The sequence below is a fragment of the Rhizobium sophorae genome, from assembly GCF_013087515.1.
GTDB classification, from domain to species: domain Bacteria; phylum Pseudomonadota; class Alphaproteobacteria; order Rhizobiales; family Rhizobiaceae; genus Rhizobium; species Rhizobium sophorae.
In genome coordinates this window covers 45773-62036 of the sequence record NZ_JABFCN010000005.1, presented here as the reverse complement: position 1 = coordinate 62036, position 16264 = coordinate 45773, and the positions used below count along the sequence as shown (strand labels likewise).

The following is a 16264-nucleotide window of genomic DNA, read 5'->3' as shown; positions in this document are numbered from 1 at the left end:
GCTCAGTTCCCGAGAATGCCGGGCAGGCGCAGGCCCTTTTCCTTTGCGCAGTCGATGGCGATCTCGTAACCGGCATCGGCGTGGCGCATGACGCCGGTCGCCGGGTCATTCCAGAGCACGCGCTCGAGGCGTCTTGCGGCATCGTCCGTGCCATCGGCGCAAATGACCATGCCAGAGTGCTGCGAGAAGCCCATGCCGACGCCGCCGCCGTGATGCAGCGACACCCAGGTGGCGCCCGACGCCGTATTGAGCAGGGCATTGAGCAGCGGCCAGTCGGAGACGGCGTCGGAGCCGTCCTTCATCGCTTCGGTCTCGCGGTTTGGCGAGGCGACGGAGCCGGAATCGAGGTGATCGCGGCCGATGACGATCGGGGCGGAGAGTTCGCCTGTTCTCACCATTTCGTTGAAGGCGAGGCCGAGCTTGTGGCGGTCGCCCAAGCCCACCCAGCAGATGCGTGCCGGCAGGCCCTGGAAGGCGATGCGCTCCCTGGCCATGTCGAGCCAATGATGCAGGTGCTTGTTGTCCGGCAGCAGCTCCTTCACCTTGGCATCGGTCTTGTAAATATCCTCCGGATCGCCGGAAAGGGCGGCCCAGCGGAAGGGGCCGATGCCGCGGCAAAACAGCGGGCGGATATAGGCCGGCACGAAGCCTGGGAAGGCGAAGGCGTTTTCGAGGCCTTCGTCCAGCGCCACCTGGCGGATATTGTTGCCGTAATCGAGTGTCGGAATACCGGCGTTCCAGAAGGCGATCATCGCTTCGACATGTTCGCGCATCGAGGCGCGGGCTGCTTTTTCCACAGCCTTCGGATCGCTTTCGCGCTTTGCCTTCCACTCACCCATCGTCCAGCCCTTCGGCAGATAGCCGTTGATCGGGTCGTGGGCCGAAGTCTGGTCGGTGACGATATCGGGGCGGATGCCGCGGCGGACCATCTCCGGCAGGATTTCGGCAGCATTGCCGAGCAGGCCGACGGATTTCGCCTCGCCGGCCTTGGTCCAGCGGTCGATCATCTCGAGTGCCTCGTCCAGCGTCTCGGCCTTGGCGTCGACATAGCGGGTGCGCAGGCGGAAATCGATCGAATCGGGATTGCATTCGACGGCCAGGCAGCAGGCGCCGGCCATGACGGCGGCGAGCGGCTGGGCGCCGCCCATGCCGCCGAGGCCGCCGGTCAGGATCCATTTGCCCTTGAGATTGCCGCCATAGTGCTGGCGGCCGGCCTCGACGAAGGTCTCGTAGGTTCCCTGCACGATGCCCTGGGTGCCGATATAGATCCACGAGCCGGCCGTCATCTGGCCGTACATGGCGAGGCCCTTCTTATCCAGCTCGTTGAAATGATCCCAGGTCGCCCAATGCGGTACGAGGTTGGAATTGGCGATCAGCACCCGCGGCGCATCCTTGTGGGTGCGGAACACGCCGACCGGCTTGCCGGATTGCACGACCAGCGTTTCTTCTTCCGTCAGCGTCTTCAGCGTCGCGACGATGCGGTCGAAATCCTCCCAGGTGCGGGCGGCGCGGCCGATGCCGCCATAGACGACGAGCTCGTTCGGGTTTTCGGCGACATCCGGATCGAGATTGTTCATCAGCATGCGCAGCGGCGCTTCGGTCATCCAGCTCTTCGCATTGAGATCGTTGCCGCGGGGTGCGCGGATTTCGCGGATATTGTGGCGTGGATTGTTCATGGCGGTTCCCCTGTTCTCAGGTTTTAAATCGTCAGGTTTCGGGCGTCAGCGTTTCAGGTCGGGCGCGATCCGTTCGATGCGCACCAGAATGTTCTTGAGATGAACGCGAAGTCTGTCTGCCTTGGCGGCGTCGTAGGCAAAGGGTGGTGCCTCGGTCTGGAGATGCGTCGATTGCGCGAGTTCCATCTGGATCGCGTGCACACCAGTGTCGGGTCGACCATAGTGGCGTGTCGTCCAGCCGCCCTTGAAGCGACCGTTGAGCACACTGTCGTAACCCTCAGTGGCTTCGACGACGGTGAGCGTCGCCTGCTCGATCGCGCTGTCGCAGGTCTTGCCCATATCGGTGCCGATATTGAAATCCGGCAGTTTGCCTTCGAAGAGAAAGGGAATGTGCGACCGGATCGAGTGGCAGTCGTAGAGGATCGCGACGCCATGGATTGCTCTCACGCGCTCGATCTCGGCGGCAAGTGCTGCATGATAGGGAGCATGAAAGTCCCGCAGCCGCGCCGCGATGTCGGCCTCATTAGGTCCTTGCCCATTCTTCCAGATCGCCTTGCCGTCGAAATCCGTTTCCGGCACGAGGCCGGTGGTGTTCTGGCCGGGGTAGAGGCTGACGCCGGCCGGATCGCGGTTGGCGTCGATCACGTAGCGGTGGAAGGTGGCGCGCACGGTGGTGACATTGTCGAGCAGGCCGTCATAGAGCTCGTGGATGTGCCAGTCGGTGTCGGCCAGCATCCTGCCATTGTCGTTGAGGCGGTCGGCGATCTCGGGCGGCACCTCGGTACCGGTATGGGGGAAGCCGAGGATGACGGGGGAGGTGCCCTGGCGAATTTCGCATGGGACTGAGACTTTTTCCTTGATCGTCATCTCAGCTCTCCAGAACCGGCAATATCCCAGATGAGACCGAGGCGTTCAGCGCGCCCGTCGCCACCAGTTCGGCGGCGGCGGCGAGGTCGTTTGCCATGTAGCGGTCGACGTCGAGGCTCGGAACCTTGGTGCGGATGGCAGTGATCGCCTTGCCGAGTTCCGGGCTGGTCGACAGCGGCGCGCGCAGTTCGACGCCTTGAGCGGCGGTCAGCGCCTCGATGCCGATGATGCCGAACAGGTTCTCGGTCATGCCAAGCAGCCGACGGGCGCCGTGGCAGGCCATCGAGACATGGTCTTCCTGGTTGGCCGATGTCGGCGTCGAATCGACCGAGGCCGGGTGCGACATCTGCTTGTTCTCCGACATCAGCGCCGCGGACGTCACCTCGGCGATCATCAAGCCGGAGTTCAGGCCCGGCTTCTTGGCGAGGAAGGCCGGCAGGCCGTAGGAGAGGGTCGGATCGACGAGCAGCGCGATGCGGCGCTGCGAGATCGCGCCGATCTCGCAGACGGCGAGCGCGATCTGGTCGGCGGCGAAGGCGACGGGTTCGGCGTGGAAATTGCCGCCGGAGACGACGGAATTGTCCGACAGCACCAGCGGATTGTCGGTGACCGCGTTGGCTTCGATTTCAAGCGTGCGGGCAACCGAGCGCAGCAGATCGAGGCAGGCGCCATCGACCTGTGGCTGGCAGCGGATGCAATAGGGATCCTGCACGCGCTCGTCGCCCTCGATATGGCTTTGGCGAATGATGGAGTTTTCGAGCAGGGCGCGAAGGGCAGCCGCGGTGTCGATCTGGCCGCTATGGCCACGCAATGTGTGAATATCCGGATGGAAGGGCGCCGAAGAGCCCATGGCTGCATCGGTGGACATGGCGCCGGTGATGAGCGCCGCCTGCGCGGCGCGATGGGCGCGGAACAGGCCGGCAAGTGCCAGCGCCGTCGAGGTCTGAGTGCCGTTGATGAGAGCCAGGCCCTCCTTGGCGGCGAGCACCACCGGTTTGAGGCCAGCTCTTTCGAGGGCTTCAGCGCCTGAGAGCCGTTCGCCGGCGAAAAAGGCTTCGGCCTCGCCCATCATCACCGCCGCCATATGGGCAAGCGGGGCCAGATCGCCGGAGGCGCCGACCGAGCCCTTTTCCGGGATCAGCGGGATGACGCCCTTTTCCAGCATGGCTTCGATCAGCCGCACCAGCTCCAGCCGCACGCCGGAGGCGCCGCGACCGAGCGAGACCAGCTTCAGCGCCATGATCAGCCGCACGATATTGTCGGGCAGCGGCGCGCCGACGCCGCAGCAATGCGAGAGGATGAGATTGCGCTGCAAGGTGGTCACATCGGCGCTGTCGATCTTGATCGAGGCGAGTTTGCCGAAGCCGGTATTGATGCCGTAGACCGGCGCATTGCCGGCGGCGATCTCGGCGATGCGGGCAGCGGCCTTGGCGATCCCCGTATCGAAGGCGGGATCGAGCCTTGCCGGCACACCGGTCCAGTAGATGGTTTCGAGATCCTTGAGCGAGACGGAGCCCGGGTGGAGCGTGATGGTCATCGGCAGTTCCTTTCGCCCTTGAAGACGCGTGCGTGAAGCGGGTTGAAGCCGATGCGGTAAACGAGCTCGGCGAGGCTTTCGATATCCCAGACGGCGAGATCGGCGGATTTGCCGGGTTCGAGCGTTCCCGTCTCGTCGAGCAGGCCGAGCGCGCGGGCGCCTTCGCGGGTGGCGCCGGCGATGCATTCCTCGACGGTGAGGCCGAAAAGTGTGGCCGACATGTTCATGGTGAGCAAAATCGAAGTGAGCGGCGAGGTGCCGGGATTGCAATCGGTGGCGATCGCGATCGGCACGCCTGCCCGCCGCAGCGCCTCTACCGGCGGCTTCTGCTGTTCATGGATGGCGTAGAAGGCGCCGGGCAGGAGCACGGCGACAGTGCCGGCTGCGGCCATCGCCGCAACGCCGTCTTCGTCGAGATATTCGAGATGATCGGCTGACAGTGCGCCATATGACGCGGCAAGCCTGGCGCCGCCGAGATTGGAGAGCTGTTCGGCATGCAGCTTGACCGGCAGGCCGAGCGCCTTGGCCTTGTCGAAGACGCGGGCGATCTCGGTCGTGGAAAAGGCGATGCCCTCGCAGAAACCGTCGACGGCATCGGCAAGACCGAGGCCATGCATGTCGTCGAGACCGGGCAGGACGACATCATCGAGATAATCGCCGTTGCGACCCTTATATTCCACAGGCGTCGCATGGGCGCCGAGATAGCTGGTGGCGACGCGGACCGGACGCACATGGCCGAGCAGGCGGGCGCTCTGCAGCATTTTCACTTCACCGGTCCGGTTCAGCCCGTAGCCGGACTTGATCTCGATCGTGGTCACGCCTTCGGCAAGCAGCGTGTCGAGCCGCGGCAGGGCCTGCGCGACAAGCTCCTCGACCGACAGCGCATTGGTCGCCTTCACCGAGGAGACGATGCCGCCGCCGGCGCGTGCGACCTCCTCATAAGTCGCGCCTGCCAGGCGCATTTCGAACTCGCGGGCGCGATTGCCGCCGTGGACGATATGGGTGTGGCAGTCGACGAGACCGGGCGTTACCCAGCGGCCTTCGAGATCGACGATTTCGGAGTGTTCGATGGCCGATGCCGGCAGCTCGCTTTCGGCGCCGGCAAAGGCGATGCGGCCGTTTTCGATCAGCACGGCGCCCTTTTCGACGATGCCGAGCCCCGATTTTGTCGGCGCGAGCGTGGCGAGCCGCACATTGCGCCACAGCGCCGGACGGGTGTCGTCAGGTAGGGCTTCCTCTGAAAAATTGTTCCCGGTCATCAGCTTTGCGCCTTTCCTTATGCCAAAACATGTATATACATAATCGACAGGTGACAAGAGAAATTTTGTGCGCTTTTCTGGAAAAGAAAGATCGGCGGCACGGCAAGAGGAGAGGGAAGGTCATGACCACACTTCACGCAGACACGGCGCTGACGCCGCATGGCTGGCAGAAGGATGTGCGACTGACGCTCGAGGCCGGGCGCATCGCGCGGGTCGAAATCGGCGTTCCCTCCAAGCCCGGCGACGAACGCCACGCTCTCCTCGTTCCCGCCATGGCGAACCTGCACAGCCATGCCTTCCAGCGCGCGATGGCCGGCCTTGCCGAAGTGCGCGGCCCGGCAAATGACAGCTTCTGGAGCTGGCGCACTGTCATGTACAAGTTTGCCCTGGCGATGACGCCGGAGCATGTGGAGGCGGTCGCGGCCAAGCTTTATGCGGAAATGCTGGAGGCCGGTTTTTCCCGCGTCGGCGAATTCCACTATCTCCATCACGACAGGGATGGCAGCGCTTACGCCAATATCGCCGAGCTTGCCGAACGAATTGGTGCTGCGAGCGAAGAGACCGGTATCGGCCTGACGCTGTTACCGGTCTTCTATGCCCATTCCGGCTTCGGCGGAGCTGCCCCCATCGACGGCCAGCGGCGTTTCATCAACTCGCTCGAAAGCTTCGAAAGACTGATGGAGGGATGCCGGGCAGTGACCAGCCGGCTCGACGGCGCCGAGCTTGGGCTTGCACCACACAGCCTGCGCGCTGCAACACCCGACGAGCTCGCAAGGCTGGTGCCGATGGCGGGCGACGGCCCCATCCATATCCATGTCGCCGAGCAGGTGAAGGAGGTCGAGGACTGCATCGCCTGGTCCGGCGCGCGGCCGGTGCAATGGCTGCTCGATCATGCGCCTGTCGATGAGCGCTGGTGCCTGATCCATGCGACGCACATGACCGAGGACGAAACGCGGCGGATGGCGAAAAGCGGCGCGATTGCCGGCCTCTGCCCGATCACCGAAGCCAATCTCGGCGACGGCGCCTTTGCCGCGCCGCTCTTTCTCGAAGAGGGCGGGCGTTATGGCATCGGTTCGGATTCCAACGTGCTGATCTCCGTGCCGGAGGAACTGCGCCAGCTCGAATATTCGCAGCGCCTGGCGCTTCGCGCCCGCAACGTCGTCGCGGCACCTGGCGGTTCAACGGCGCTTACGCTGTTCACACACGCGCTTGCCGGCGGCGGTGCCGCATTGAAAGCACCGGCAGGTCTCGCCGAAGGCCATCACGCCGATATCGTTTCGCTCGATGCTACGGCCGTTCCTTATCTCACGGGCGACCAGATCCTCGACCATTGGGTGTTTGCCGGCGCCGTCGCCGTCGATTGTGTCTGGGCGCATGGCCGCAAGCAAGTGGAGGGCGGACGCCATCTCAGGCGCGATGCTATCGACCGGCGTTTCCTGGCGGTCATGGGCGAGCTGCTGGCCGCCTGAAAAAGAGCTTTTCCTGTCCGGACATTCAAATTAGAGCAATTCCAGCAAAAGTGTGTAACGGTTTGCGTCCGGGATTGCGTAAAAACAAAGAGATAGCGGGAGACCAATCGGAACGTGGCGATGAACCAAAGCAGGGATCTCACCTTGCATCAGCGCATCCTCAGCGACATCGAGGGCCGTATCGTCTCGGGCGATTGGCCGCCGGGGCACCGCATTCCCTTCGAGGTCGATCTCGCCACGCAGTATGACTGCTCGCGCATGACGGTGAACAAGGTGCTGACCCAGCTTGCCAAGGCCGGCCTTATCGAGCGCCGCAAGAAGTCCGGCAGCTTCGTGACCCAGCCGCAGGCGCAATCGGCCATTCTCGAAATCCACGACATCAAGGCCGAGGTGCAGTCGCTGAACCTGCCCTATTCCTACGCGGTTTCGAAGAAGGTGAGCCGCAAGGCCAAGGCGGACGACAGCCGCCGGCTGGAACTGCCCGTGGCGTCCTCGGTCGTCGAGGTCGTCTGCATCCACAATGCCGGCGCGCGGCCCTTTTGCCTGGAGGAGCGGCTGATCAGTCTTGCGACGGTTCCTGAAGCCGCCGATGCCGATTTCCTGACGATGGCGCCAGGCCCCTGGCTGCTCAACCAGGTGCCGTGGAGCACGGCCGAACACCGGATCCATGCCGTCTCAGCTGGTGCCGAGCTGGCCGTGGCTCTCGATATACCACGCAATACCGCCTGCCTCGTGGTCGAACGCCGCACCTGGAGCAATGCCGGCCCGGTGACGCATGTGCGCTTCACCTATCCTGGTGATCGTCACGCGCTGGTGGCGCGTTTCACGCCGGCATCGTAATAAGTGCCCGATCCAACCGGCCGGTGCCCCGGTGACGAACCTGCTGGATCTCAAAATCTCGCCCATGGGTGGCTATCGGAACTGCTCGGCATGAGGGTCGCCGGCAGCGTCATCCTCTGCCATTCGATCGCAGACTCGGCCCACGCCTTGTCCACGCGTTCTCGCCTCCTTTTAAAAAGGTCGCCTCCGCCCGTTTTCACAGGCCGTTGTAAGTCTCTGCCAAAACCTTATAGCGGGGCCGCCTGATGCCATGGCCGTTTTCCTCAGCCGAGCAATGCGAGCCTCTGCTGATCACAACCTCACTCCTGGCGGTGTCGTAGCCTGGAAGTCCCATATACAACATCGCGGGTGTTTTCATTCCTCGAACATCTTGCCGCTGCGCGCTTCGAGCCGGTAGCGGTGGCCGGGATAGACGAGGCGGGCGGTCGAGACCACCTGTTTCGCCGACCATGTGCGCCGGCGGATCGTCAGGCACGGTTCGGTCTTCATGATGGTCAGGAGCTTGCATTCCCAGGCCTGCGGCATCGCGGCCTCGACGACATGCTCGGAGCCGCTGAGCGGGGCCGCGGCCGTCAGATAGGCGTTCGGTGTCAGCGTCGAAAAATCCTGAGCGAGATATTCCGGGGCGGCTTCCGGATGCACGAAGCGGTCCTCGATCTGCACGGGAACGCCGTTTTCGCTGTGGACGATCAGTGAGTGGAAAACCGCAGCGCCGATCGGCAGTTCCAGCGCGTCGGCAACCTCCGGAGAGGCGGTTTCCTGGGCGAGAACGACGACGGCGGCCTCATGGACATGGCCGCGTTCGGCGATTTCCTCGGCGATGTTGCGCACTTCGAACAGCGCCGAATAGCCCTTGCGCTCGGCGACGAAGGAGCCGACGCCCTGTATGCGGATGAGCTCGCCCTCATTGGCAAGTTCGCGCAGCGCCCGGTTGGCGGTCATCTTGCTGACGCCGAGTTCGACGACCAGCTCGTTTTCCGAGGGCACGCGGTATTTCGGCGGCCACTCGCCGCTCTGGATGCGGTCGAGGATCACCTGCTTGACTCCGGCATAGAGCGGGGTGCTGTCATTTTCCGCCAGTTCGCGCTTCATCTCGCCGGGACGCTTCATTGCCTATTCCTTTTGCACGAATGGAATTCGCCACATAAATCGACTTTCCCTCTTGCATATCACAAAATATCTCATATGGTACCATATACAACCTCCCAATCGGTCCTTGAAACAAAAATAGGACAGGAAAGGGCAAGCCGGCGAAGATCGGCCGTGGTGCCGCAAGGTCTGTTTCAACTCCAGAGGAGAATTCAAAAATGAAATTCAGCGCAATCCTGCTTTGTGGCGTGGCGGCGTTTTCCGCCTTCGCCGCGCCTGCCTTTTCCAAGGACTGGACGAAGGCGACCATTACGCTCGAAGGCGCCTATGCGCCCTGGAACCTCACCAATGCCGACGGCACGCTCGGCGGCTTCGAGCCGGAACTCGCCAAGGTGCTGTGCGAGCGCGCCAAGATCGAGTGCACGCTGGTTGCCTCCGACTGGGACGGCATGATCCCGGCGCTCAACGCCGGCAAGTTCGACGTGATCATGGATGCGCTATCGATTACCGAAGAGCGCAAGAAGATCATCGACTTCACCATTCCCTATGCCGCCACGCCCGCCGCCTTCGCCGCCGCCAAGGACAGCCCGCTGGCGAACGCCGCCGGCACCGGCGCCACGATCAAGATGACGCCCGGCCAGACCGGCGTGAAGGAGATCGACGCGCTGAAGGAAGTCTTCAAGGGCAAGACGATCGGCATCCAGGCGGCCACCGTCTACGCCAAGTTCGTCTATGACAATTTCGGCGACATCGCCGAGATCCGCGAATACAAGACCGGCGCCGATCGCGACCTCGACCTGCAGAACGGCCGTATCGACCTCGGCTTCGATGACGCCGTCTATTTCGCCAACGCGTTCAAGGCCGCCAACGACACGCTCGCCTTCACCGGCCCGGAGATCGCCGGCTCGATCTGGGGCGAGGGTGAAGGTCTCGGCCTGCGCAAGGCCGATACCGACCTGCGCGACAAGTTCAACGAGGCGATCAAGTCGACGCTTGCCGACGGCACGGTCAAGACCCTGTCGATGAAGTGGTTCAAGATGGACGTCAGCCCGCAGCAGTAAGCGTTTCGGCCTTTCGGCCCGCAGACACCTGTCTCCGGCTTTATCGCCGGAGACAGCATGTTAGAACAGGATGATTTTAGGCCGGATCGGCCTAACATCTGAATCCTGTTCTAATTTTCAGAGTTAGAGCATGATGTCGTCCGAAAACCGCTGACACTTTTCGGCATCATGCTCTGGTGTCAATCCGCAAAACACTGCCACGGACGGGGAACGGACGCTATGGCAAGCTTGGAACTGCTCGGCTTCGGCTCGACGGGATGGGGCGCGCTGCTCATTGCCGCAGCCTTGATGACGCTGGCCGTCACGGCCACGGCGCTGGCGATCGGCGCGGTGCTCGGCGCGATCGTCGCGGCGGCGAAACTCTCCGGCAATCTTATCCTCGTCACGCTCGGCAACGTCTATACGACCGTGTTTCGCGGCGTGCCCGAATTGTTGATCATCTATCTCATCTATTTCGGCGGCTCCTCGGCCGTCACCGCTATAGGCAAGGCAATGGGTTACGAGGGCTTCCTCGGCTTGCCCTCCTTTATCGCAGGCGCGCTTGCCGTAGGCATCATTTCCGGCTCCTACCAGGCGGAGGTGTTCCGCGGCGCCTTCCTTGCCATCTCCAAGGGCGAGCTCGAAGCCGCCTCGGCGATCGGCATGCATCGTGGCATGCGCCTTCGCCGCATCATCATGCCGCAGGTGTTTCGCCTCGCCATTCCAGGGCTCGGTAACGTGTGGCAGCTCAGTCTCAAGGATTCGGCGCTGATCTCCGTCACCGGCCTTGCCGAGTTGATGCGCACCAGCCAGGTGGCGGCGGGCTCGACCCGGCAATATTTCCTGTTCTTCATCGCCGGCGGCTGCCTCTATCTGATCCTCACCAGCCTTTCGGACCGCGTCTTCAACGGGGCGGAGCGCCGCGCCAACCGCAGCATGCCGGCATCCGCCATGGGCCAGGCGTAAGGAGGCGACAATGGATTTCACCTTCATCGCCTCGACCCTGGTCACCCTGCTCAAGGCCGTACCGACGACGCTCATCCTGTTTTCGCTGTCGATCTTCTTCGGTGGCCTGCTGGCGCTCGTCATCGTCTGGATGCGGACCAGCGGCAATCCGGTGCTTACGAGCTTCGCCAAGGGTTATATCTTCATCTTCCGCGGCTCGCCGCTGCTGATCCAGATGTTCCTGGTGTTCTACGGCCTTGGCCAGTTCGGCTTCATCCGCTATTCCTTTCTCTGGCCGTTCCTGCGCGAGCCGATGGTCTGCGCCGTGCTGTCGCTGGCGCTCTGCACCGCCGGCTACACGGCGGAGATCTTCCGTGGCGGCATTCGCGCCGTCTCGCCGAAGGAGATCGAGGCGGCGCGCTCGATCGGCATGTCCGGCTTCCTGCTGGTCCGCCGCATCCTGGCGCCGATCGCCTTCCGCCACGCATTGCCGGCCTATTCCACCGAGATCGTGCTGATGATGAAGTCGACAGCGCTCGCAAGCCTCGTCACCGTCTGGGAAGTGACCGGCGTCGCCCAGCGGCTGATCTCGCAGACCTACCGCACGATGGAAGTCTTTCTCTGCGCAGCGATCATCTATCTCGTCCTCAACTTCATCATCCTGCAGGGCATGGCCTTGCTCGAATATTCGCTGTCCCGACACCGCCGCGCGGCCCCGCAGGCGCTGAAGGCGTAAGCGGCTTTTTGACCCGATTGGAGCACCCATGCCAGGCGTAACCCGACTATCGGTCCGCAATATCCGCAAGAGCTTCGGTACGCACGAGGTCTTGCGCGGCATTTCCCTCGATGCGGAAGACGGCGATGTGATTTCGCTGCTCGGTGCCTCCGGCTCCGGCAAGTCGACCTTTCTGCGCTGCATCAATATGCTCGAAACCGCCAGCGACGGTGAGATCTGGGTCGACGGCGAGGAGGTCCGCATGGTGCACAAGGGCGGGCGAAGCAAGCCGGCCAGCCAGAAGCAGGTGGACCATATCCGCTCCGAGCTCGGCATGGTGTTCCAGTCCTTCAATCTCTGGTCCCACATGACGATCCTGCAGAACGTCATCGAGGGCCCGATCCATGTGCTGAAGCGGCCTCGCGCCGACTGCATCGCCGAGGCCGAAGCGCTGCTTGAAAAGGTCGGCATCGCCGACAAGCGCCATGCCTATCCCGCCCATCTCTCCGGCGGCCAGCAGCAGCGCGCCGCAATCGCCCGCGCGCTGGCGATGAAGCCGAAGGTGATGCTCTTCGACGAGCCGACTTCGGCGTTGGATCCGGAGCTTGTCGGCGAGGTGCTGCGCGTCATGCGCGCGCTTGCCGAGGAAGGCATGACCATGCTCGTCGTCACCCATGAGATGAGCTTTGCCCGCAACGTCTCGAACCGCGTCGTCTTCATGCGCGAAGGGCTGATCGAAAGCAGCGGCAAGCCGGACGAAATGTTCACCGGCGGCGCCACACCCGCCTTCCGCCAGTTCATCGGCCATTTCGGAAGCGGCCAATGACGATCACCATCGATGCCGTGCTGACCTGGCGCGATGTCGCGCGCGTCGGGGCAGGGGAGGCGCTGGCGCTGTCGCCCACCGCCTGGGTCCGCGTCGAGCAGGCAAGCCGCATCGTTGCGCGCATCGTCGAGACGGGCGTGCGCGCCTATGGCGTCAATACCGGTGTCGGGGCACTGGCGGATACGGTGGTCGATCGGGCCTCGCAGAGCCTGTTGTCGCGCAGCATCGTGCTCAGCCATGCCTGCGGCGTCGGGCCATTGCTGGCTGCCCGCGAGGTGCGCGCCATCATCGCAGCACAAATTGCCAATTTCGCTCACGGCCATTCCGGCGTGCGGCGCGAGATCGTCGAGCGTCTTGCGGCCCTGCTGGAACATGATTGCATTCCCGATGTGCCATCCAAGGGCTCCGCCGGTTATCTCGTCCACAATGCCCATATTGCCCTTGTTCTGATCGGCGAAGGCAGCGCTCATCTGGGCGGCCGGCGCATGAGCGGCCGCGAGGCGCTTGCTGCGATCGGCTTCGAACCGCTGGTGCTCGGCGCCAAGGAGGGCTTGAGCCTTGTCAACGGCACGGCCTGCGCCACCGGCCTGACCACTGTCGCGCTTTCGCGCGCCGAGCGGCTGCTCGATTGGGCCGATGCGATCGCAGCCCTGACGCTGGAAGCGGCTGGCTGCCAGATCGCCGCCTTCGACGCGGCCGTGCTGGCGCTGCGCCCATCGGCGGGGATCGAGAAAGTCGGAGCGAGCCTGCGCGCGCGGCTTCAGGGCAGCGGTCTTGTCACCGCCGCCTTCGGCCGGCGCACCCAGGATGCGCTCAGCCTTCGTTCGGTACCGCATGCACATGGTGCTGCCCACGACGTCTTCGACAATTCGGCCCGCGTCGTCGATCAGGAGCTTGCCTCGGTGACCGACAATCCGGCTGTCTCAGGCACGCCGGAACAGCCGATCGTCTCCTCCGAGGCCCATGCCGTTGCCCCGGCCCTCGGGCAGGCGGCCGATAGCCTGGCGATTGCGCTCGCACAGATCGGCGCGATCAGCGAGCGGCGCATGGACCGGCTCGTCAATCCGCTGGTCAGCGGCCTGCCGCCCTTCCTCGCCAGCGACGCCGGCAGCCATTCCGGCTTCATGATCGCCCAATATACTGCCGCCGCGCTCAGCAACGAGAACCGCCGCCTTGCCGCACCCGCGGCCATGGACGGCGGGCTGACCTCGGGCCTCCAGGAAGATTTTCTCGCGCATCCGACGGCCGCCGCCGGCAAGCTGCTCACCGTCATCGACAATGCCGAATATATCCTGGCGATCGAATTGATGGCGGCGGCCCAGGCGCATGATTTCCTGGCGGCCACCGCGGCGCGGGCGGCAGGCACGGACCTTGTCTACAAGGCCGTGCGGGAACATGTTTCCCATTATGGTGACGATCGGCCGCTCAATGGCGATATCGAGGCTGTCCGCGGCCTGATCCGCGATACTGCGCCGCCGCTATAACCGGCCTCTCAGAACGGCTGGGTTTCGGAATTCTGCTTGGGCTTTTCGCCGGCCTCGAGACGTTTGAGGCATTGGACGAAGGTCGGGTAGAGCTGCTCCACCCGCGAGAGCGGCAGTGTCCAGTCGCCTTCGTCACCGGCAAAGGTGATCTGCACGTCAGGCATTCCGGCAAAGGAATTCTTGATGATCTTCTTCAGTCCGGCGCTCCCCTTGCTGGCCGGACCCCAGAGGCGAAGCGTGTTCTTGTCGAAGAAATCGGCAGCGATTACTTTCGTCACCGTACGGTCGGTCAGCGTCACCTCGGTCTTGGTGCCGGCCGGAATGTCCCATGTGGTCTTTGCGACCAGCCAGAACGTCTCGGTCGCGCTCTGGCGGAATTCCATGGTCTTCCCGATCTCGCTGTCCCACAGCAGGCGGCAATAGGGATGCGGGCTCTCATTGGCAAAGCCGACCGACCACTGTCTCGCGCCGCCGATCCATTCGGTCTCGCCGAAGGCTGAAACCGGCTGCACGATGGCCGCCATCAAAACCATAGCCGCGAGAATTTTCATCGCCAACATCATCTCCAACGCAATCGGCTCCAGCGATAGCAAAAGAAGGTTGAGCTTTTGCTACTACAGCCGCCGCGCGCGTCGTCGACTGCGGATTCACTTCGGGAAGAGGAACGTGACCGCGACGCGGAAGCCCAGTCCTTCCGGGCCATTGTCTGGAGCCGCCGCCCAATATCGTATGCCCGCCGTCAGGCTGATTGGCTGCTTGTCGATGGTGATCAGCTTGGCGACTGCGAAGTTGATCGGCACCGCCCAGTCGTTCGTTTCCCAGTTATATGTCGACTCCGTATTCAGCGAGAACGTCCAGGCGTCCTTGGTCGTGTAGGAGAGGAACGGCTGGAGGAACGTCGAACTCACATCCTCCCGGTCGCTTTGACCAGCGAACGACCAGATGTGGTTCCCGAGAAAGCCGTAAGTCCAGGGGCCGTCCTGCTTAAGGACGACCGCTGTCGGACCCGCACCCCACTTGCCGCTTCCGAGGAGCTCGTCCGTCGCCGTCGGCAGCAGGAACACCGGGCCGACGCCCCAGACGATGCCGCTCTCGGTCGGCTTGGACGGCGAGAAGAAGAAGCTTTGCGTGATGTCGCCCAGACCGAACTGCGTTCCCGACGGTCCGGCAATGTCGTTCTGCCATGTGACTGGCAGGATGGTGCGCGAGATGACGTTCCAGTCCTCGTTTATCTTGAAGGGAATGACCGGCTGAATGTTCAGCGTCGCCTTGTCGCCGTCGTCTGGACCATAGCCGTGATCGTAGTTGAACTGGAACGGGACGCTGATGAGCGAGGCTATCGGATTGGAAAGCTTCTTCGCCAGGTCTTCACTCGACTGGGCGGCTGCCGTCCCTGTCCAGACACCGAGCGGCGCGACAACCAGTACTACCCAAGAAGTGACTTTCTTCATCAATGCCTCCATGATCCGATTGAACCCAGCCCGCAGGGCAGGCTTCCTCCGAAATGAAACGATATCCCCCGGATCGATCCTGTTGGATTCCGAACGGTGAGCCGCTGTCACGGCGGCTCTCCGCTGCTGGGGGACGTCGTTTTTGCGGCTCCCGGAGGACACCAGGTCTTCAAATGGCGAGCATATGGAAGGATAATCGCTAACAGTACGAAGTTCGCCAGTCCGGCCTTTAGAACCGAATGGCGACCCCGAAGATCGGCCCCTGCTGAACGACGTCGAAGACGAACCCGTCATTATCGTAATTGACGCCGAGTGCACGATATCCGGCGACCGCAGAGATGGTGTCGTTGAACTTGTAGCCGAGGCCCAACGCCACATCCCAGTCGATATCGGCGCCGCCCGCGCCCAGCAGGCCCCACCCCGTGACATAGATTTCCGGCGTGAAGAAGTAGTTTCCTCGGACGCCGGCGACGGCATCGACCCATGTGGCGCTGTCTTCGACATCCACTCCGGCCAGAATGCCGCCATTGAAGGAGATCTCTGTTTTGGCCGACCAGACCCTCATGCCGCCGACCACATCGAGATGGCCATTTTGGTCTTCGAGCACGGCGTAACCGGCGCCAAGAAATCCCGCGAAGGTCTTCGATGTCACATCGACGCTGTCGGCAAGGATGCCGGCAGGTGTGTCGGCGTCGGCACCGAGCTTGGTGTAGATCACGTCACCGACGATGCTGAAGCGATCGTATCTTGCTTCGCCTGCCGCCATGAAAGCGAAGTCGAGGTTATTGAGGATATCGCCGAAATCCGCGTCGATATGAACTTCCGGAAGTCCAAACTGCCCAATATCGCCGGATATGCCGGCAGCCCAGAAATATGGCGCGAAGGTGAATTCCCAGCCGCTCTGGCTCTCGACTGTTTTTGCTTCCGGCGTGAGCGGCGTGATATCGGCAGCGTTGCCGGCCGACGCCGCGCAAATGCCCGTCACCAATAGAATGGCACGCAAGTATATGGCTTTCATGAGAATCCCCCGATCTCGTTTCGCCTCGGCACTGCTGTCCCGAGTCGG

The 16264-nt window shown here is 63.1% G+C and carries 15 protein-coding genes; 7 read left to right on the top strand and 8 right to left on the bottom strand.

Features of this window, described 5'->3' with window-relative positions; all coding sequences use genetic code 11:
• Positions 1 to 2: 2 nt before the first annotated feature.
• From hutU to hutI, 4 genes are read right to left on the bottom strand one after another with little or no spacing between them, the layout of a single operon-like run.
• Positions 3 to 1676: a urocanate hydratase gene (hutU, locus tag G9X64_RS04240; protein WP_168311537.1), complete on the bottom strand. Its 1674-nt coding sequence runs from the start codon at positions 1674 to 1676 to the stop codon at positions 3 to 5.
• A gap of 45 nt (positions 1677 to 1721) precedes the next feature.
• Positions 1722 to 2543, bottom strand: coding sequence for an N-formylglutamate deformylase (hutG, locus tag G9X64_RS04235; protein WP_171376008.1), 822 nt, complete (start codon positions 2541 to 2543; stop codon positions 1722 to 1724).
• Between the two features lies 1 nt (position 2544).
• Entirely contained in the window at positions 2545 to 4080 is a 1536-nt protein-coding gene (hutH, locus tag G9X64_RS04230; RefSeq protein WP_171376007.1) for a histidine ammonia-lyase, read from the bottom strand.
• On the bottom strand, positions 4077 to 5339 hold the full coding sequence (gene hutI, locus G9X64_RS04225; RefSeq protein WP_171376006.1) for an imidazolonepropionase: 1263 nt from the start codon (positions 5337 to 5339) through the stop codon (positions 4077 to 4079). The genes hutH and hutI overlap by 4 nt, the downstream gene beginning before the upstream one ends.
• 122 nt (positions 5340 to 5461) lie before the next feature.
• On the opposite strand from hutI, the gene G9X64_RS04220 reads away from it, so the two are divergent.
• Entirely contained in the window at positions 5462 to 6808 is a 1347-nt protein-coding gene (locus G9X64_RS04220) for a formimidoylglutamate deiminase (RefSeq protein ID WP_171376005.1), read from the top strand.
• Positions 6809 to 6928: 120 nt separating this feature from the next.
• Positions 6929 to 7648, top strand: a complete 720-nt coding sequence (hutC, locus tag G9X64_RS04215; protein WP_168315012.1) for a histidine utilization transcriptional repressor HutC — start codon at positions 6929 to 6931, stop codon at positions 7646 to 7648.
• A gap of 354 nt (positions 7649 to 8002) precedes the next feature.
• Here hutC (G9X64_RS04215) and hutC (G9X64_RS04210) read toward each other — a convergent pair whose 3' ends face one another.
• A complete protein-coding gene (gene hutC, locus G9X64_RS04210; protein ID WP_011654961.1) occupies positions 8003 to 8758 on the bottom strand; it encodes a histidine utilization transcriptional repressor HutC in 756 nt (251 codons plus the stop codon).
• A gap of 197 nt (positions 8759 to 8955) precedes the next feature.
• Between hutC (G9X64_RS04210) and G9X64_RS04205 the strand changes: the two genes are divergently transcribed.
• From G9X64_RS04205 to G9X64_RS04185, 5 genes are all read left to right on the top strand, one after another.
• A complete protein-coding gene (locus G9X64_RS04205) occupies positions 8956 to 9798 on the top strand; it encodes a transporter substrate-binding domain-containing protein (protein ID WP_003548669.1) in 843 nt (280 codons plus the stop codon).
• A 219-nt stretch (positions 9799 to 10017) separates the two neighbouring features.
• On the top strand, positions 10018 to 10743 hold the full coding sequence (locus tag G9X64_RS04200; protein WP_168315013.1) for an ABC transporter permease: 726 nt from the start codon (positions 10018 to 10020) through the stop codon (positions 10741 to 10743).
• Positions 10744 to 10753: 10 nt separating this feature from the next.
• A complete protein-coding gene (locus G9X64_RS04195) occupies positions 10754 to 11458 on the top strand; it encodes an ABC transporter permease (RefSeq protein WP_168311544.1) in 705 nt (234 codons plus the stop codon).
• A gap of 28 nt (positions 11459 to 11486) precedes the next feature.
• Positions 11487 to 12263: an ABC transporter ATP-binding protein gene (locus tag G9X64_RS04190; RefSeq protein ID WP_003548676.1), complete on the top strand. Its 777-nt coding sequence runs from the start codon at positions 11487 to 11489 to the stop codon at positions 12261 to 12263.
• Positions 12260 to 13747, top strand: coding sequence for an HAL/PAL/TAL family ammonia-lyase (locus G9X64_RS04185; protein ID WP_171376004.1), 1488 nt, complete (start codon positions 12260 to 12262; stop codon positions 13745 to 13747). The genes G9X64_RS04190 and G9X64_RS04185 overlap by 4 nt, the downstream gene beginning before the upstream one ends.
• Positions 13748 to 13755: 8 nt before the next feature.
• On the opposite strand, the gene G9X64_RS04180 is transcribed toward G9X64_RS04185, so the two are convergent.
• From G9X64_RS04180 to G9X64_RS04170, 3 genes are all read right to left on the bottom strand, one after another.
• Complete coding sequence (locus G9X64_RS04180) at positions 13756 to 14298, bottom strand: hypothetical protein (protein WP_171376003.1); 543 nt, start codon at positions 14296 to 14298, stop codon at positions 13756 to 13758.
• A 96-nt stretch (positions 14299 to 14394) separates the two neighbouring features.
• Positions 14395 to 15210 (bottom strand): transporter, encoded by an 816-nt coding sequence (locus tag G9X64_RS04175; protein WP_168311547.1) that lies wholly within the window; start codon positions 15208 to 15210, stop codon positions 14395 to 14397.
• 217 nt (positions 15211 to 15427) lie between these two features.
• Complete coding sequence (locus G9X64_RS04170) at positions 15428 to 16216, bottom strand: hypothetical protein (protein ID WP_018246356.1); 789 nt, start codon at positions 16214 to 16216, stop codon at positions 15428 to 15430.
• Positions 16217 to 16264 lie beyond the last annotated feature (48 nt).